Below are 19689 nucleotides of genomic sequence, written 5' to 3'. Positions count from 1 at the left end.
TGGTTAATCAAGTGAGTAAAAATTAAATTTTGTCGAGCAAGTGAAATGCGTATATTACTAATTGAAGACGATAAAAAGATAGCCTCATTTATGATCAATGGCTTTAAAGAAGCGGGGTTCACGGTAGACCATTGCGACAATGGTGCTTATGGCTATCACTATTTGATCGACAATCCTTATGACGCCGCCGTGGTTGACATTCTGCTTCCTGAAATGAATGGCTATGAAATTGTTGAACAGGCCCGAAACAAAAATATCAACACGCCGATTCTATTTCTAAGCGCTAAACGTGAAATTGATGACCGTGTGAAAGGTTTACGGGTCGGAGGCGACGACTACTTGGTGAAACCTTTTTCGTTTACTGAGTTACTTGAACGCATTCGCGCCTTGGTGCGCCGCTCAACTGGGCAGACGGATGCGACCACCCTTGAGATTGGCGATGTCAATCTCGACCGCTCCAAGCATATCGTTACAAGAAATGGACAGCGTATCGACCTCAACAACCGTGAGTTTACTCTGCTTGAATATTTGATGAGAAACAAAGGCCGCGTCGTGTCAAGAACAATGATTATGGACCAAGTGTGGGATTACTATTTTGATCCACAGACGAATGTGGTTGAGGCAACCATGTGCCGTATGCGCGGCAAACTCAACGATGGACATAACGAAAGGCTCATCAAGACGATTCGTGGCGTCGGTTATGTGTTCGAGGACCCTCAAAGCAATGTTTAATACTCTTTCATTTAAAATTGCATTTTCCTATGCGGTCGTGATCGTATTTACATCAATCATCGGCTTTGCATTGTTAAATGTTTCGATCGCCCGATTTATTCATACACAGATCGACGACGAATTACAGGATGACATAGACGAATATCTTGGAATCATTGAGATGGAATCAAGAGACGCGGCTTTACACTATTTTGATGATGACTTTAAATCGGACGACCCGTCTGAGATGTTGTTTCGTTGGTATGTTAACGGACAATCCATTTATAGTTTTTATGATGATTCTGTTTGGCAGATGAGTGTAATTGACGGTTTTTTGTCTACTGATGATAGCCAAGGTGATCATCAGATCGAAACAATTCATTTTGTCGAATCGGGCCATACCGCCAAAATAATTTCATCAAGAGGGCCTAACGGTGTAGTAATACAAATTGGTTTCATTATTGACGATCAATTGGCGCTATTGAATTTCATTCAGTTTTTGTCAATCGTTATTGTCTCATGCATCATCCTTGCCGGGATCATCGTTGGGCGCAGCATTTCACATTACGCGGTGAAGGGCATCAACGATGTAACCAATACTGCGAACCATATTTCACAAGGGCGCTTTGAACAACGCGTTCCTGTTTCGCAATATGGAATTGAACTTGAGTCATTGGGTAAAGCGTTTAACCGCATGGCAGACGCTAACCAGCAATTGATGAATGAAATGAAAGAGGTCAATGATAATATTGCCCACGATCTGCGCAGCCCTTTGGCGCGCATGCGCGGACTCGCAGAACAGTGGATTTGTCATGAGAATGTCTCTGACGATTGTGCAGCAATTTGTGAAGACGTCATCGAAGAGTGCGACATACTTCTTCACATCATTAATACGATGCTCGATATTTCTGAACTAGAATCTAATTTAGAGACTCTTGAATCAGAATCATTTGACATAAACCAAATTGTCTCGATTGCCGCTGAGTGTTTCGCCCCGGTTGCTGAAGATAAAAAAATTCGTCTTCATACCAAAGTAAATGGCGCCGTTCAAGTCTATGGAAACCGACGAATGATTCAACGTTCTATCGCAAATCTGGTTGATAATGCAGTCAAATATACTAGGCCTGGCGGAGAAATCTGGATAGAATTAGTACAGCGCAGTAACGAATGCGTTGTTATGGTAAAAGATACGGGGATCGGAATAAGCGATGATGACCGTGAAAAGATTTTTCAGCGATTTTACCGCGGCAGCAAAAGCCGGGCTCAACCGGGAAACGGACTCGGTCTCAGTCTGGCCTTATCGGTTGCGCGCGCTCACAGCGGCAAATTAGAGGTCGCTTCCACGCCTGATGTAGGAAGTGAATTTTATTTTACGTTGCCCATCCAGTAACGATGGTTCATCCGGTAATTGTGTACCTACATTGATGGATGGTCAAGATTTTGATTACGAAAACGTATTCCTGTATATCAAAAACTGACATACTAAATAAGGTATGTATGTAACTCTGGGAGCGCCTGTGTATAAGAGCCTGTAAGCCCGCACTGAAGCGAGCAGAGTTGCACCCATGCCGATAATTCACTACATTTAACCATCGACATAGCGCAATTAAAGCATTCAGCCTCCATTACTTCCATCCCCCTCGAACTGAAAAACGTGTTTTTTAATCCACCTGTAATCTTCCTGTAATGTTGCATGTATTACAATCATTCTTGAATAAAAACAACTGGTTGTTAATCACTATTAATAATTCGAAATATATTCAGAGAAGAGTTTGATGATGAATAATAGAAATTTTTTTGGAGCCGAGAAATTACCTTACGTGATTGTTGTTTCTATATTTTGTTTTTTAATAATTGCTCGGTTATATCTGATTATCGATTTGCCTTTGTTTCATCCTTCCGAAGGACGATACGCCGAAGTTTCGAGAAACATGGTGTCCGAAAATGATTGGGTCACTCCACAAATTGAAGTCGGGACGCCATTCTGGGGGAAGCCGCCTCTATTATTCTGGCTGAATGCAATGAGCATCTCGGTCTTTGGAGCCACAATATTTAGTACGCGGCTTCCATCGTTTCTGTTATGTGTTCTTGCCGTTTTACTCACTTTCAAACTCGGCGAACTGTTAAAAGGCCGGTTGTTTGGCGTCTACTGTTCGATTGTCCTGTCAACGACTGCATTATTTTTTATGATGTCCGGCGCTGTTTTAACCGATATTCCACTCGTGTTTTCGATAACATTTTCACTGGTCTCATTCGCCTTTGCAATGCAGAGTCAGGCTAAAGGGTTGCGCAATGTTTGGGCATATTGTTTTTTTGCGGGGATTGGTCTCAGCGTATTATCAAAAGGACTCATCGGAATCGTATTTATTATTCTGCCAGTTTTTGTTGGCGTAGTCCTGTCTTCCGAATGGCGTAACGCTATAAAGAGGTTTCCTTTAGTCACTGGTTTTTTGTTGACTTCCCTCATCGCAGTTCCATGGCATGTAATGGCTGAATTCAGGACGCCTGGATTTCTCGATTACTATTTTGTGGGGGAGCATTTTAAGCGCTTTTTCGTTGCAGGCTGGGAAGGTGACTTATATGGCAGCGGCCATAAGCGCGCGCGTGGAACAATATTGGTTTATGCCTTAATTGATACCATGCCCTGGAGCATTCTGTTCATTGCGGCGCTGGCCTGGTTACGAATGAAGGGAATGAAGTTTTTTCAAGTTTTTAATGATATCTGGAGTTGGTATCTTCTCGCTTGGTTCATTACGCCGCTTGTGTTCTTTTGTTTCGCGCGCAATATCGTGTTTACCTATGCGCTGCCTTCCTTGCCTCCATTTGCGATACTTGCGGTGTGGGTTTTTCATTTAGTGCTTCGAAAAAATGGAATGGACGCCCAACCGTTTCGCTTAAGAAACTCTTCAGAAAATGGCGTCTTATTTTTAAGCAATCAAGTGTTGGTTCTGGCTGTTCTTATTGTGCCTGTCTTGTGTCTTTCGCTCGGCGTCTTCAGCAATGCATTATTGCAAAAACACGCCGAACAACAAAAAATCATCTCTAAATTTCAAGATTTATCTGAAAATCAAGAACAACCTGAATTGTATTATATTGGTAAAAACGGATACACAATGTCATTCTATACGCATGGCCAAATTAACATGGTCCATAGCCCGGAAAGTGAAGTTATTTCGACTGCATTGAATGACATAGATAGAGATTATTTTATTTTAAGTAAAAGCATGAAAAGAAAAGCTAGTATTGACTTCTTAAATCAAACGGATGAATTATTTGATGACTATAAATTAGTTTTAAGAAGCGACTTGCCTTTGGGGATGGCTGTTGCGAAAAGCAATGAGGATATACAACACAGGCAGTCGCGGTATTTTATGCTCTCATCAACCTGTCCGACAGTTGGTTGTTATAACCTAAAAACACTCAGTGCCAGCTCAAGTAAACCAGTATACCAATGAAAGCAACTTGGCAAATATAACTCTAACGCCTGAAGCCGAAGAGAGGCTAGGCATCGTTACTCATCCTGTTGAAGTAAAACCCGTCAATCGGCGCCAAACTTACAATGGGGAAATTCTTACTCCACCGGGCCGCTTAATTTCCGTTACTGCGCCGTTTAACGGCGAAATTCAACCGCCGCCCGAAAGCGAAATTCCAAAACCTGGAAGCCTCGTCGCGAAAGGGCAGGCGGTTCTTGCGTATCTACCATTGTTGACGCCTGAACGAGATGTATTAACTCCCTCAGAAAGAGTTAGGCTCGCCGAAGCCAACGCCTCGCTCGCTTCAACCCGTATTGAAGCGCAAGGACAAGTCGAAAGCGCCAAAGTTAAGATCAACGCCGCAAAAATTGAATTGAACCGAACAGAACAACTTCTGGAAGATAAAGTAGGCAACGCCCGGGCGGTTGATGACGCAAAAGCCAAATTACGCCTCGCGGAAGAAGAATTATCGTCTGCGCAAGCCAGGCTTTCATTGCTTTCCCGTACGAACCTTGATGCAGAAGCCGGAACGCTTCAATCCAATGTAATCCTCTCGCCTGATGATGGTATCTTACAAAATCTGTTCGTTGCCGTCGGACAATCGGTTGCGGCTGGCGCGCCGTTATTTGAAATACTCAATAATGAAACAGTCTGGGTTCGCGTCCCAGTGTATGTTGGCGATGTTGAACGGATTCAATCCGAAGCGATGGCGCATGTCGGAAATGTGTCTGACTTTCCGGGCAAATCAACAACCTTGGCCCACTCCATATCCGCTCCTCCATCTGCAAACCCCGATTCAGTGACGATTAACCTTTTTTATGAAATGGTTAATCTGCAAAGCCAGTTTCGCACCGGACAGCGCGTATCAGTCAGCCTGGAATTAAAAGGGAATGAAGAGAATTCAACAGTGCCTTGGTCGTCCGTTTTGTATGACATTCATGGCGACGCTTGGGTATATGAAAAGTTGAGCGAACACACGTATCAAAGAAGCCGAATCGAAGTGTTATTTGTGAAGGACGAGGATGCAGTGATCGCTTCCGGCCCAAAGCCAGGAACCCAGTTGGTTACCGATGGAGCTGCGGAATTGTTTGGAACAGAGTTTGGAAACAGTAAATAATTATCCTTATAGGTGTTTTTCGCCATGATGAAATGGCTCATCACTACAGCTCTTGAAATGCGCGTGCTTGTGCTCGCATTGGCCGTCGTTTTAATCATCGTCGGCATTCGCACAGCCAAAGATACTCGTCTGGATGTGTTTCCAGAATTCGCTCCTCCACGGGTTGAAATTCAAACCGAAGCGCCGGGGCTTTCCGTAGAAGAAGTCGATAGCCTTGTTACTCTTCCTTTAGAAAATGCGCTGAATGGAACACCGCTGGTTACAAAACTCCGGTCTAAATCCGTCCTTGGGCTTTCGTCAATCACATTATTTTTTGAAAAAGGCACAAACCTGAATACGGCGCATCACCTGGTTCAGGAACGGCTCACCGCTGAGTTAGAACGTCTTCCTGCGGTTGCCCGCGCTCCCGTCATTCTTCCCCCTCTTTCGTCAACCAGCCGCGTCATGAAAATTGGAATGTCATCTGACACATTATCTCAGATGGACATGACGGAACTGGCCAAATGGACCATCCGGCCACGTTTGATGGCATTGCCCGGCGTAGCGAATATCGCGATTTGGGGACAGCGGGACAGGCAATATCAAATCATTGTCGAACCTGAACAACTTCGCTTACATAACATTCCATTAGACTCCGTCATCACTGCCGCACAAGATATTACCACGTTAGGCGCTGGTGGTTTTCTGGATACGCCCAACCAAAGATTGGCGATTTTCCATGATTCACCAATTAAAAATACAGAAGACCTAGCAAATTCATTAATCAAATTTCAAGACGGAGCGCCGATTCGTTTGGGCGACGTCGCTAAGGTTGAAATCGGTTTCCCGCCGCCGATTGGCGACGCTATTATAAACGATGGCCCGGGATTATTATTAATCGTCGAAATGTACCCGTGGGGAAATACTCTCAATGTCACGCGGCAGGTTGAAGCCGTTCTTGAAACGTTGCGCCCTGGCTTAGGCGATGTTCTTGTTGATTCAACTATATTTCGCCCCGCCACATTTATTGAAACCGCGTTAACAAATTTATCGCACGCTCTGTTGATTGGCTGCGTACTGGTCGTCATTGTTCTGGTTGCATTTTTATTTAATTGGAGAGCAGCGTTAATCAGCGCGCTTGCGATTCCGTTGTCTCTAATCGCAGCCATGCTTGTCATTCACCACCAAGGCGAAACCATCAACACCATGGTCATTGCAGGGCTGGTAATCGCATTAGGCTCTGTTGTCGATGACGCCATTATTGATGTGGAAAACATCGCACGTCGTCTTCGGTTAAATGCAAAGGCAGGGAATCCCGATTCCTCGTTTTGGGTTGTTCTGAAAGCCTCTCTCGAAGTACGAAGCGCAATCGTGTATGCGAGCCTGATTGTTATTCTTGTTTTTCTTCCGGTATTTTTCTTAGAGGGCCTAGCGGGGGCGTTCTTTAAACCGCTCGCCTTTTCTTATGTGCTTGCCATTTTAGCGTCGTTGATTGTGGCGCTTACCGTGACGCCGGCGTTGTCTCTCATGCTTCTGCCTCAAGTGAAACATGAAAATGAAGACCCTCCGCTCACTTCGGTCTTAAAGCGCATCTATCGCTCAGTCCTGCCAATGACGGTTTCGCGTCCATCCCTGGTTGTCGTATTTTTAGTGATTGCCATGATTGGAGCGGCGATAGCCGTACCCAATTTAGGAGAAGAATTTTTTCCGAAATTTCAAGAACGGGATTTCTTGATGCATTGGGTTGAAAAACCCGGGACCTCGCTCGACGCAATGAACCGCTTAACCATTCGCGTCAGCAAAGAACTGCGGGCGATTCCCGGCGTCAGAAATTTTGGTTCTCACATTGGTCGCGCCGAAGTCGCCGATGAAGTCGTTGGGCCGAATTTTACGGAATTATGGATCAGCATTGCGCCTGAGGCTGACTACAAAACCACACTGGCAAAAGTAGAAGAAGTGGTTTATGGCTATCCCGGGTTATATCGGGACGTGCTCACATATTTGAGTGAACGCATCAAAGAAGTGTTAACCGGAGCCAGCGCCAGCATTGTTGTGCGAATTTACGGCCCTGATCTGGCAGAATTAAGAGAGACGGCTGAAGGCGTCGCAGGAGTCATTTCTGATGTGAATGGCATCCGAGATTTAAAAGTAGAACAGCAAGTTCTCGTGCCTCAAATCAAAGTGAAACTGCGCCCGGAAATGGCGAAGCGCTTCAACCTTTCCCCTGGCGACATCCGGCGTTCGGTCACGACCTTAGTTCATGGTCACAAGGTTGGAGAACTATATGAAGGCCAAAAAATAGTAGAAGTCGTTGTTCGCGGCAGCGAGCGAATACGTAATGATTTATCATCGCTGCGAAACTTATTAATCGAAACGCCCCAAGGCGCTTATATCCCACTTAAAGATTTAGCAGATGTCTATATCGGCGACATGCCAAACCTGATCAAACGTGAAGGCGCTTCTCGCTATATTGATGTTACTTGCAATGTAGAAGGACGCGATCTCGGCAGTGTCGCTCGAGACGTTGAGCAACAAGTAAAGGGATATAATTTCCCCTTAGAATATCATCCTGAATTTCTGGGTGAATTTGCGGCCCGTCAGGAATCAAAACAACGCTTGTTTGCTCTAACCGCGCTGGCAATTATGGGGATCCTTGTTCTTCTTTATACCGATTTTCAGTCGATCCGTTTGGTCTGTTTAATCTTTCTGACATTGCCTTTTGCTTTAATCGGCGGCGTCATGGGAGCATTTGCTGGAGGGGGCGTTTTATCTCTGGGATCACTTGTCGGTTTTGTTACTGTATTGGGCATCGCCGCCCGGAACGGCATCATGCTAATAAGCCATTATCGCTATTTAGAAGATGAAGAAAAAATGCCTTTCGGCGTACCGTTGGTTATTCGCGGAGCCGAAGAACGCTTGGCTCCAATTTTGATGACTGCTTTAACAACTGCGTTAGCGTTGCTTCCAATCGTGATCGGTGGTTTGCAACCTGGGTATGAAATTGAATATCCCATGGCGCTTGTCATCGTGTGGGGGCTAATTACTTCTACTGTATTGAATCTGTTTTTCATGCCTGCATTGTACGCTAAATTTGGCTGCAGAACGCAAAAAGAAAGCGCCTGAAAAACAAAATTCGAGATTTTAGATTTCTCACAATTTCTAATACTGCATCAGGTGGTTGCAGTATGTTTTATAGTGGTTGCCAGAATTATGTGCGGATTGAGTTTCCGTAACTGTATCTATCGCTGAGCCCTACGGGCGCGCTTTACGCACGGTATTTTGTCAAACGCTCTAAACGGATAAAATTTCGGAAGATTAATTAAAAAAGGTTCATCCGGTAAATGAGTACCTACATTGATGGATGGCCATGATTTTGATTCCTAAAACGTATTCCGGCATGGGTGCGACTCTGGGAGCGCCTGTGCGTAAGGGCCTGAAAGCCCGCACTGAAGCGAGCAGAGTTGTACCCATGCCTCACGAAGCGAAACCTCAATTCAACTTATAAAAAAGCACTCAAATTTCGGAAGATTAATTAAAAAAGAGTAACCCTCCGGCTTTGCCGGAAGTCATGATTACATGGATGTGTATGCAAACTGACGTTATGCTGTTAGTTTTCAATCTTTAAGAAAACCGGGTTTTCGTTTGTCACATCTATTACACCCAATGTAGGGTGGTGAATTTGCGCTTCCCTCTGTGCCAAGATATACGGCGGCGGATGGCAAACTGGTGATAAGAGCGATGTGGCGCTGAAACCCAAAGTGTTGACGGAGCGCGGAATGGTCTTCGTCGCGACAAACTATCGTCTCTTACCCAACGTGGAGATGGATGTTCTGATTCGCGACGTTGCCAAAGCGTTTGGGTGGGTGCACAGACATATTGCTGGCTATGGTGGCGATCCTAAACGAGTCATCGTTGGTGGACATTCTGCTGGCGCTCAACTCGCAGTTTTACTCTGTACCGACGACCGCTATCTAAAAGAACAAGGTGTTTCGTTCAATCGTTGAAAAAGTGGATGAAAAGACGCTCGGCGATTGAGACCACAATCGGGCACATCAAACAAAGCAGCCGATTGGACAGAAACGACCTAAAGGGGACGCTTGGCGACTATGTATCAATGCGATCCTGTGCGCCTGCGGTTGGAACTAACATTTGATTTTGGTCAAACTGCGCATACAGCGGGCTCTTTTTGCCCTTTTTCAGTATTTGCGTCAAAGGATTGCTGCCTTCAACATGAGATTTCACAACCAAGCGAAAACCATTAGAGGACAAGTCGTCTTCTAAACATCAATGAAAATTTGAAACAACACTTTTTCAGGATCGACTAGATACAGTTATGAAAACTCAATCCGCACAGATTTCTGGCAACGACTATAAAGCCGTGTTGTTCTGTCTTCGACTGCATCAAATAGGCCATTCATTTAATATTCTGGCTCATGAATGATAGTTAGTTTTTGGTTGATGCCATCCACTTCGCGGATTATTTCTTCGCGTCCATCCGGCCAGAAAATTTGAATTTCATTGATTGCATCGTTTTCCCCTAAACCAAAATGTAGAATGTTTTGGTTTTGAGATAAATAAGACGCCTGTGAACCGACTTGTTGCAGTTGCAGCCCATCGTTTGTTTTTAGAATAACTCTCGCGCCCAACGCCTGAGTATTATACTTATTCTGTTTTAATTCGATTTGAATCCAGTTATGCGTATTCTGGGTGGTATTCAGAAACAACAGCGGTGATTCTCCATGTTGTTGCAACGCAAAATCAATCCGTCCATCGGCGTTATAATCGGCAAAGGCGCCGCCTCGCGTAACAGTCGGTATAGATAATGCATCACATGCCTTGGCGCCGATTTCATAAAATCCCTTTTCTGGCTGTTGATGAAATAACAATATGGCTTGAGGCTTTAATCGCTTCACCTCATCCAGTTGTTCAAGCGTATTTCCATTAGAAATCCATAAATCCAGCCAGCCGTCATTGTCAAAGTCAATAAACGACGTGCTCCACCCAACCATATCTAACGAAATTTGCCCCAGCCCAAACTCATCGGCAACATCCGTAAAAAACAACGCCTGATCGGCGTCTTGTTTCATGCCCATAAAAAACATCATATTTTGATAGAGCGCATTTTCTTGCGCGAGCCAATGCGTAATAAAAAGATCAAGATCGGCGTCGCGATCATAGTCGCCGACCGCAATGCCCATCGCGCCCCGGTAGTCAGCAGTCAGCGATCTCGAACTGACGTCTTCGAACGTTCCGTTACCCATATTTCGATACATCGCATTGCTGGAAACATCGTTCGCAATGTACAAATCCACATAGCCGTCCAGATCAAAATCGGTCCACGAAACTGCAAGGCTTCTCCCTTCCGGGTTATCAACGCCTACAGATTCTGCGACATCCGTGAAAGTTCCATCCCCATTATTCCGATAGAGCCGATTGGGTTGCGATGCGTATGAAGAGGGATTCAACGTATGGGGATATTCCAGCCGGTTGAATTTTGATTTGCGTTTGACATCCCCTTCACGAAATACAAAATCCACATAGTTGCAAACATATAAATCGATCCAGCCGTCACGGTTATAGTCGCCCCACATGCACCCGGCCCCAAAGCGGTCATCATCTAGGCCGACATTTTTTGCGATTTCTGTGAAGCCGCCATTTCCATTGTTTTGAAAGAGAAGGTTTGAGCCAATATTCGTGACGTACAAATCTAAATCGCCATCATTATCAAAATCACCCCAGGCGGCGCCCATGCCATACGAAGACAAATCAACTCCGTATTCTTTGCTGACATCGACGAAGGTCCCGTCTCCTTGATTTTGATAAAGCGCATGTGTAGCGCCTGAAGACGGCTCTGATTGTTGTCCATTAAATGGCGCTGAAAAGTTCACGAGAAAAAGGTCTTCGTCACCGTCGCCATCATAATCGCCCCATGCCAGCCCAGCCCCCATGTCTTCAACAATGTAGGAATTCCGTTCAAATGGAAAATGATGAAATACAATGCCTGATTTTTCAGCGACCTCATCAAATTGGATTTCTGGCGCTGTATTATCGCTCTCTTGAAGGTGGACGTTAGTAATTCCGTCAATTTTTTCTCCATACGGATCGAAGACAGAATCGGCAGGTTGATAAATCCAATACAGGAAAATCGGCGCTCCAATTACGATGCACCCCGTCAGGATACTCCACACGATCAGATGAAATTGGCGGCGGCTTCTGGTTAGCTTTGGTTTACGCATCAATCTCAATCACGGCGCTTGCGCGGGAAATATCGGTAGCGGGAGACCGGAATTCCGTATCGATCCCATAAATGCGTTTCAGAAAAGCCGCATTGGCTTTTCGATACCAAAGGATTGCGGTCACATGTAATGCGCTTTTTTCTGATGACTGGGGAATGAGGACATCAAACTCGCCGGAGCGCTCTGGTGAAGATGCGGTAGATTTCACAGACGTCTCAGGGCATAACATCGAGATATTGACTGCGTCAGACACGCCGGGAAACATTGCCCGCTTGTATCGGGCGCCTACCATGTCCCATAAATTATGGCGGTCAATTAATTCTCCTTTGCGGTCAAAGCCGTCTGCTTTGAATATAAGAGGCGGTTCGAGCACATCTCCTCCATCATCAATGGCGCCTGCGTGGTATCTGACTTCACCGCGCTCATCGCTAACAATCAGTTCCAGCCATGATTCGATCATATCTAACGGGCCTGTTGGAAAGTCGTGCCCGGTTTTGTTATTCACCAAAAGCACTTGGATGTGAATTTCGTCGCCTGGTTTAACGCGCTTGGGCGCTTGGATTTCCATTTCAACGACCGGCCCTGTCACCCAACGATCTGCGATTTCAGGAATCTCGATCTCTCCGCGCAGCCAATCCTCAGTCAATTGAACGTGGAGGTCTGCATCCGGCAGTTGATGAAATACCGGGATATATTGATTGGATGCAAGAAACCGGTGGCTGCGATGCTTCTGGTCATTCCGGTTTCGGTTGAAGTCATACGGGTCGCCGGACGACGGGTCATCGCTTGCTTGTAAGGGCATGTGGCATTCACGGCATGTGATGGTATTGTCAGGATTTTCTTCGTCATACCAATGGCTCTTTCGCCAACTATCGTACTGGTTCTGGCCTTGAACGCGACCAATATCAGTATTGACTTCTTTGTCGATGTATTGCTTGTGACAGGCCCCGCAATACTCTGCGGATTTATAAAGCGTTCTCGAATATGATTCGACATGATGGCGTGGATAAGAGCGAATTAAAAAATCACTGATCCATGACGACGCCGCATCGTCGTATTTTTCAAACAAATACGGGACCGGAAGTTGAAGCGTATAATCAGCGTTTCCTTGCGTATCTGCTTGTACGATACTATGACAGACTACGCACGAGATGCCTTCATCTGAGCCTTTTGCGCTCAAGGTAATGTTTGATTTATTCTTTGCCCCGCCGAATAGCGAAATCGGATCGTGGCAGCCTGCGCAATAGCGCGTTTGCTCCGGGCTGGTTTCAACCGCCATGAATTCTTGCGTTTTTTGAAACATCTGATCGAGGGCCGAATACCGATGGGCGCTAGGCGCCCATTCCTGGTAAATATCATCATGACACCCAGAGGTCCCGCACCGGCTCGAACCAGCGAGCAATTCTGGATCGACGGCGCCCCACTGGCTTACAAACTTGGTATAGTCAGAAAATCGCTCTTCAAATTTCTCTCGAACATTTGCGGGCGCATTGCTATCGCTCAGGCTGTTGGTCACTTGCTGATACAAGCCAAGACGCGCGCGTTCGTGGTTACGGTACGCTTGAGAAAAGGCTTCCCGTTTGGCTGGTTCCAATTGCTCCATCACCGCGCTCACAATTTCGGTCTCGCGTCCATTGTAATCGACGCGGGCTAAGCTCGGAGCAAACGGGCGGTCTTCGCCAAAGCGCCAATCATAGTCAGGAGAAAACGGCTGGTTCCATTGCTGGCTGGGATACAATAACAACGAAGCGAACGTAACAAGACACAGCGCTACGCAACTGACCGAAGAACGAACATAAAAGCGAACCTTCGCGTCTCCCGTATTATTTAAATTCAACCCGCCAGCGCTACGAAAAACTAATGTCATGATATGAAGCGTCATCAGCAGGAAGAACACAATGCTCGACCCAATGTGCACCATATCCCAGAATGCGTCGATGCGGCGGCCAAAGGCGGCTTGAAGCGTCAAAACAACGCCGCTGGCAAAGCAAATAAATAGAGAAATAAACGTCCCATAACCAACAACCTGATAGTGGCTTAAACTCCCCACTCTCCGAACTTTCCAATGAGTGTATGAATACCACGCAGTCGGCAGAAATGAGATCAAGCCAATCAATGTATGCAACAGGACGGAGAATTGGTTAAACAGGCTGAAGGGCAGAAATAGAATGGCAAATCCAGTGATTGATTCATACAGAAGAATCCCCACTGTCAGACAAGTCAACCAGGATGACCACTCGCGGGCCGTATCAACTTTTATTGTAGTTACGCTGTCACTCATCCGCTTCAACATCCCGTAGCTGTTAATCTGGAAGTTTCTGTCTGCGAACCGTCACGCGCTTGTGAAGGCAGAATCGCTGTTGCAAACTCAGGTTTCGTCAGTTAAGTCTATTTGCGTCTTGGTCGCCTTTTGGGCCGTTGGCATTGATTTTGGGTTGTTGATTTCTACAAACTTGAATCGCTTATGCAAAACGCAGCCTTTACTATCTGGCGCGCAGAGTTTCTTTCGTTTCTCGCAAAAGCCGTTGATGTCATGTTTGCAGTTCCATGTCATTCAAGTGGTCCATTCTGCATTTCCTGGTCGACCAGATTAAATTGATCGGCGACGCAAGCGCCCAGCAGGCGCATCCAATTCGCAAAACAAGATTCGGGAGCGGTTTCAATGGCCTTCTCGACGGCAAGGGGCACCCAATTTAAAAGATGCCGTTGTAAGTAATCCCTTCTTGCCTGCATGATTTGTTGATAATGGTCGGCGCGTTCAGGACTGTCAGCCGTTTCGGCTGCCAAAGCGGTTAGATGCCGATAAAACTCCAACTGAAACCGCAGGTGGTCCGCGGTTTCTTCCGCTTCCTTTTTCAATCGCAATCCGAAGGCTTTGTAAAACAAAATATTCTCATGCAGAACCTTGGGCGTCGGGTCTTTCTTGTTCCAATGAGATTCGATCAACGGACAATCAGGGCATGGCGCGCCCACTTCGAACAATCGAATGAAAGACTCTTCATATTCTTCATAAGACGCTGGATATAGATTTGCGTCCTGATCGTTGGTTATTCCATATTGTTGGAATAATGCGCCTAAAGCAGTCCGCACGTCCGTCTGGGTTATCCATTCCCACTGAGCGCTGGTTGGGTACCGGAATAAATCATGGAGGAAGGCAAACGGCAATGAGTCATTCAAAATGGATTCGTTTTGCTCAAAGTTAGATGGCAATTTCATGATTGAATCTCGTACCAGAGGCTATAGTATTTCAAACCGTCCCGCTGTTGTTTCGCTCCATCCCAAATGGCAAAACAAACGGGAGTGGAAGCGGAGAGGTCAGGCAAAACAAAAATAACGGCCCAGCCATTCTCCTGGCGGAAACTTTTCCCATTCAGTGCTTGTTCTGTTTGTGTTTGTGTTTGTGTTTGTGTTTGTGTTTGTGTTTGTGTTTGTGTTTGTGTTTGTGTTTGTGTTTGTGTTTGTGTTTGTGTTTGTGTTTGTGTTTGTGTTTGTGTTTGCGTTTGCGCTGCCGCTGCCGCTGTCGATGCGCGCCCATGCGCCTGCAATAATGAAAATCCTCTGCCCGCCTGCCAGAAAAACAGGTCAACCGGGTTGGCTATATCGCCCATCATCATAGACGGATACGCTGGCATTGGCGTTTTAGACTTCGGCGCCATCAAACAAGCGGAATCGCCGAATTGATTGGTGTTTGACGTATGCGTTTTGTAAACGTGGGATTCGCCCGCGTCTGGATAGCGAACGCCTTGTTCAAACTGATCGGCAGTCGAGTCGCTCCACTCAAGACGCAAAACCAGCGTCTTGTCGCTAAACCGAATGAAGCGCACCGAAGCGACGGGGCGTTCGCCGTCGTCATAGGGGCCGTCGTTATAAAGAGGCGGCGTACGATGAAAATGAAGCGCCGTCTCTTTCGCCTGCGCCCAGGCCGGGTGGTTCAGATTATATAAATCGTCGATCCCGGTCGTCGAAGCGGCAGCGTCAACGGGGATCACAATCGCGCCATTTTCATCCGCCGCATAAAGCGATGCGGTGAATATTCCGGCGATTAAAACCAGCAGAATGTATTGTTTCATGGAGAACATCTCCTCTTCCGGCCTGAGGCCTTCATCCAATGTTGTCGCAGTTTGATTGAAGCGCGCACGAACTGCATTCAGCGGTGTTTTTCTGGTCTGTGTTACAGGGCGTTGTGCGGGAGCCTTGGTTAAGCCCGATTATCGGCGGCGTCCCCATCAGGGTCAAATCCGAACCGCTTTGAATCGAATCAACCTGTTGTTTCACGTCAGCCGGCGTCGACTCGCTCACCGTTTTGGGAACGATGCGGTATCGTGTCTCGCCAGACCGTCCGATCAGGAGCTGTAACACTTCGCTGACCTCGCCATTTTGAGAGTTCACTAATTCATTTTCAAGGAACTGAATTACCTTTAGTACTTTTGGTCCAAATAAATATTTCAAGTAATCTAACGGCAAGCGCGGATCATCCAATACGCGACCGTTGGCTTTGCCATCCTTGGGCGGGTTAAACGGCGGGATATAGTAGACATTCGGGTGCGTCCCTTTTTCAGGAAACAAGCCAAGCGCCACTTTATATTTTACGACCAGTTTATGGACCGGAGAGTCAGGGTCATCCAACAACCCGACAAAGCGAATTCGCCCGGGGCACTGCGCCGCGCACGCATTGACCACGCCTTTTTCAAGGCGCGGATAACAGAAAATACATTTCTCGCTTTTCCCCGTAACTTCGTTGAAATAGATTTTTTTGTACGGACACGATTTTATGCAATAGCGGTATCCGTTGCATCGTTCTTGATCGATGACCACAATGCCGTCTTCGGTGCGTTTGTAGATCGCCTTGCGCGGGCACGATTCTACGCAAGCGGGGTGCGTGCAGTGATTGCAGATGCGCGGAAGATAGAAGAAATATGGATTGGTCGTATCCATCCCTCCCACATCTTCGTCCCAATTCGGCCCGTAGGTCGGCGGCTTGTGGGGCATCACCGGCTTGTTTCCGCCCTTGAACAACCGCTGGTTGTAATCATAGTCGTAGGCTTCGCCGTAATCTTCTTTTGGCGGCAGCGGCGAAGGTCGAAGATTGCGTCGGCTGTCAAAACCGCCGCCGATCGAATCCCAATTTTTGGGATATCCTCGCCCGGGCTGAGTTTCCACATTGTTCCAGTACATATAACTTGTACCGTCGCGGTCAGTCCATTGTTTTTTGCAACCCATCGTGCACGTTTGGCAGCCGATGCATTTATTTAAATCCATCACCATTGCATATTGATGTTCAGACATTGTTCGTCCCTTTCATCTGTCGAATGGACTGCTGCGTTACGCCGATGGTTCAAAGCCCGCAATGGGCCCGTCATAGCGTTCCATGTTGACTTTAATATCGCGGTTACTGCCCGTCGGCCCCCAATAATTCAATTTGAAATTAAGGTGGCCATAGTGTCCAATTAACTGTGTTGGTTTGATTTTGATGTAGGTCAGCGACTGCCAACCGCCCTCTTGAAATCCAAGGAACTTTTCCCATCCATGGTACATCGTCAAGCGGCGTTTCTTTTCGCCGGGAAGAATTTTACACTTCACCACGGTCTCGCCCTGGTCGTTAAACACCCGCACCCAATCGTTGTCTTTAATTTGCTTTTGATTTGCGTCATCGGGGTGAATATATACGATGGGCAACCCACGCTGCAAACGCAGCATGTAGCGGTTGTCCCGCCAGGTAGAATGGATCGACCACCGACCGTGCGGCGTGTTCCAATAATAGGGAAATTCGGGGTCGTCTTGCGGCTCTTTATGAACGGGCAGTTGCTCTTCCAGATCAAGATACCAGGGGTGGTCAATATAAAATTGCTGCCTGCCCGTCAATGTACGCCAGGGTCGTTTTTTCTCGATTTGGTGAGTAAATGGCGTATAAGCGCGGCCTTCTTCAATATCGCTGTTCCACGCTTCTTCATCAATTTTAACAAAGCGCTTAGGGCCGCTCTGGATGTTATGGTAGGTCATGCCTTCGGTTTCGGGCGAATTAGATAAAATATGATTACACGCGTCTTCATCCGTTGTAATTGCCCCATCCGATGTCCAATTTTCATAAAGTTTCGTTAAATCTCTCTCCCAATCCAACTCTTCATCTTGAAACGGCTGCAACCCTTTTCGCTTCACGACTTCAGCGACTTTTTTCGACAGCGCGCCAAAAATATCCCAATCGGTTTTCGATTCATATAATGGATCAAGCACTTTCGAAAACGGGTGCATGTAGGAATGGCAATCGGTCGAATTCAAATCGGTTTTTTCATAGTAGGACGAAGCCGGAAGGACCACGTCGCTATACAGCGCGGTCGTATCCATACGGTAGTTGATATCGACGATCAGGTCTAAATCTTTCCAGAGAGAACGCAATATGGCTTCGTTGCCTTTGGCCTGGTTCAAATAGTTAGCGCGCCACACAAATAACGAGCGGGGCTTTCGCGGGAGGTCGTGCATCTGTTCGGGCTGTAACGCCGCCCAATCATTCTTTGGCCATAGCGGCATCCAACCATTGCGGACAGAATCCAAAATATACTCTTCAACCAGTTTGCCGTTAATCAGATGAGGGTCGTTTTGCTTAGAATGGCAATAGGTCCACATCGTCATATTCTGGAAGCGCTGTTTTTTGGCGCCCTCTGGGAAGGCCAACGTCTTGAACCCGTGTTCAGGCCAAATGCGCTCTTGTCCGACGTAATGGTTAAACCCGCCGCCGTTCTTTCCGACATTGCCAGTCAGCGCAACGACAAGAATCATCGCCCGGTTCAACAGGTCATTGTGGTACCAATGGTTCGTTCCCGCCCCGTGAATAATCATGGCAGGCTTGCGGGTAGCAAAATCATTGAAAAATGTTTGCAAATCCTGCTCGTCAATCCCACAGTGTTGCGCGGCGCCTTGCAGTGAATAAATCGGGTCTTTCAGCAGAACGCCTAATTGATTAAACACGGTGGTCACTTCGCAGGATTCACCGTTCTCCAGTTGGACAGTCCATTGGCCCCGAAGTTCTGGATCAATTTCACCCAGCAGCAGGTTTTTCTTTTCACTGCCCATACAACCCGGCAGCGCAACCGGCTTTTGTGATTTTGAATCCCATACGAAGAATTGCGACTCGGCTTGTTCGTCGCCCGCGCCCAGGTCGGATGCGCGCAAAAAGCGGTTTGTGTCCAACCGAACCAATAACGGCATATCCGTTTGTTCTTTAATGTAAGGAGTATCACATAAATCATTCTCAATTAGATACCGGCAAACCGCCATCGCCAGTATCGCGTCGCTGCCTGGATTGACGCGGATATATTGATCGCAATGAATTGCGCTGCTGTTGTAATCGGGTGAGATGCAGACGACTTTGGCGCCGTTGTAGCGCGCCTCCCACGCATAATGAGCGTCGGGGATGCGGGTTTGGTTGATGTTGCTGCCCCACAAGACGATATATTTTGAATTAAACCAGTCTGCGCATTCGCACGATTCGGTCTGTACGCCCCAGGTAATCGGCTCTCCCGGCGGCAGGTCGCAGTACCAGTCATAGAAAGAACAGAACACGCCTCCCACATATTGCGCAAACCGGGAACCAGCGCTGAATGAAACTGGCGACATGGCGGGGATAACAGAGAAAAACGTATTGGTGTCAGGGCCATAATTATAAATATTATCGACGACTTTTTCCGCGACGTATTCAAGCGCTTCATCCCAACTGGCGCGCCGCCACTTTCCTTCGCCGCGCTCGCCGGTTCGAATCAGCGGATATTTCAGGCGCTGGGCGCCATAAACGTATTCAACAAAACATGCGCCCTTCTGGCAGCCGCGCGGATTATAATCAGGAAGGTCTTCACTGATGCGCGGATAGTCAGCGGCTTGTTCTTCGCGCAACATGACGCCGTCTTTTACATAGACTTTCCAGGAACAAGACCCCGTGCAGTTGGCCGAGTGCGTTGAGCGGACGACGCGGTCCCAGGTAAATTGTTCGCGGTATAAATCTTCCCACCCCCGGTAGGCGTATTCTTTCAGCGGATCGGCGTTAATGATGTCAAATTCCTGCAACGCCGAATGGGATACAGAAGTCAGCAACGCCCCGACGCCAAGCCCTCCGCCCAAGCGAAGCATATTCCGTCGGTTTATTAAAACACCCGTGGATTGCGTCTGGTCTGGTTTCGTCATG

General features: G+C 47.0%; 12 protein-coding genes and 1 pseudogene. 7 read left to right on the top strand and 6 right to left on the bottom strand.

Features of this window, described 5'->3' with window-relative positions:
* The first annotated feature begins 45 nt into the window (after nucleotides 1-45).
* From P9L94_09915 to P9L94_09885, 7 genes and pseudogenes are all read left to right on the top strand, one after another.
* A complete protein-coding gene (locus tag P9L94_09915; GenBank protein MDP8244384.1) occupies nucleotides 46-732 on the top strand; it encodes a response regulator transcription factor in 687 nt (228 codons plus the stop codon).
* A complete protein-coding gene (locus P9L94_09910) occupies nucleotides 725-2101 on the top strand; it encodes a HAMP domain-containing sensor histidine kinase (GenBank protein MDP8244383.1) in 1377 nt (458 codons plus the stop codon). Before P9L94_09915 ends, P9L94_09910 begins: the two co-directional genes overlap by 8 nt.
* Nucleotides 2102-2486: 385 nt before the next feature.
* Complete coding sequence (locus tag P9L94_09905; protein MDP8244382.1) at nucleotides 2487-4166, top strand: glycosyltransferase family 39 protein; 1680 nt, start codon at nucleotides 2487-2489, stop codon at nucleotides 4164-4166.
* Nucleotides 4167-4173: 7 nt separating this feature from the next.
* Nucleotides 4174-5301 carry an efflux RND transporter periplasmic adaptor subunit gene (locus P9L94_09900; GenBank protein MDP8244381.1) on the top strand — a complete coding sequence of 376 codons (1128 nt, stop codon included), beginning with the start codon at nucleotides 4174-4176 and terminating at the stop codon, nucleotides 5299-5301.
* Nucleotides 5302-5325: 24 nt separating this feature from the next.
* The gene (locus P9L94_09895; protein ID MDP8244380.1) at nucleotides 5326-8403 is read left to right on the top strand and encodes an efflux RND transporter permease subunit; all 3078 of its coding nucleotides are present in this window, start codon (nucleotides 5326-5328) and stop codon (nucleotides 8401-8403) included.
* A 578-nt stretch (nucleotides 8404-8981) separates the two neighbouring features.
* Nucleotides 8982-9284, top strand: coding sequence for an alpha/beta hydrolase (locus P9L94_09890; protein ID MDP8244379.1), 303 nt, complete (start codon nucleotides 8982-8984; stop codon nucleotides 9282-9284).
* A 2-nt stretch (nucleotides 9285-9286) separates the two neighbouring features.
* Nucleotides 9287-9423 (top strand): annotated as a pseudogene (locus tag P9L94_09885) (IS5/IS1182 family transposase).
* Between the two features lie 275 nt (nucleotides 9424-9698).
* Here the strand turns inward: P9L94_09885 and P9L94_09880 are convergent.
* The 6 genes from P9L94_09880 to P9L94_09855 all read right to left on the bottom strand — a co-directional run bounded on the left by P9L94_09880 (nucleotide 9699) and on the right by P9L94_09855 (nucleotide 19688).
* The gene (locus P9L94_09880) at nucleotides 9699-11516 is read right to left on the bottom strand and encodes a CRTAC1 family protein (protein ID MDP8244378.1); all 1818 of its coding nucleotides are present in this window, start codon (nucleotides 11514-11516) and stop codon (nucleotides 9699-9701) included.
* Entirely contained in the window at nucleotides 11509-13797 is a 2289-nt protein-coding gene (locus P9L94_09875; GenBank protein MDP8244377.1) for a multiheme c-type cytochrome, read from the bottom strand. The genes P9L94_09880 and P9L94_09875 overlap by 8 nt, the downstream gene beginning before the upstream one ends.
* A 269-nt stretch (nucleotides 13798-14066) precedes the next feature.
* On the bottom strand, nucleotides 14067-14732 hold the full coding sequence (locus P9L94_09870; GenBank protein ID MDP8244376.1) for a molecular chaperone TorD family protein: 666 nt from the start codon (nucleotides 14730-14732) through the stop codon (nucleotides 14067-14069).
* A complete protein-coding gene (locus P9L94_09865) occupies nucleotides 14729-15586 on the bottom strand; it encodes a hypothetical protein (protein ID MDP8244375.1) in 858 nt (285 codons plus the stop codon). Before P9L94_09865 ends, P9L94_09870 begins: the two co-directional genes overlap by 4 nt.
* Nucleotides 15587-15617: 31 nt before the next feature.
* Nucleotides 15618-16802 (bottom strand): respiratory nitrate reductase subunit beta, encoded by a 1185-nt coding sequence (locus P9L94_09860; protein MDP8244374.1) that lies wholly within the window; start codon nucleotides 16800-16802, stop codon nucleotides 15618-15620.
* 36 nt (nucleotides 16803-16838) lie between these two features.
* On the bottom strand, nucleotides 16839-19688 hold the full coding sequence (locus tag P9L94_09855; GenBank protein ID MDP8244373.1) for a molybdopterin-dependent oxidoreductase: 2850 nt from the start codon (nucleotides 19686-19688) through the stop codon (nucleotides 16839-16841).
* Nucleotide 19689 lies beyond the last annotated feature (1 nt).

The organism is Candidatus Hinthialibacter antarcticus (assembly GCA_030765645.1).
In the GTDB taxonomy this organism is placed as follows: Bacteria; Hinthialibacterota; Hinthialibacteria; order Hinthialibacterales; family Hinthialibacteraceae; genus Hinthialibacter; species Hinthialibacter antarcticus.
This window is presented reverse-complemented; position numbering and strand designations above follow the sequence as displayed.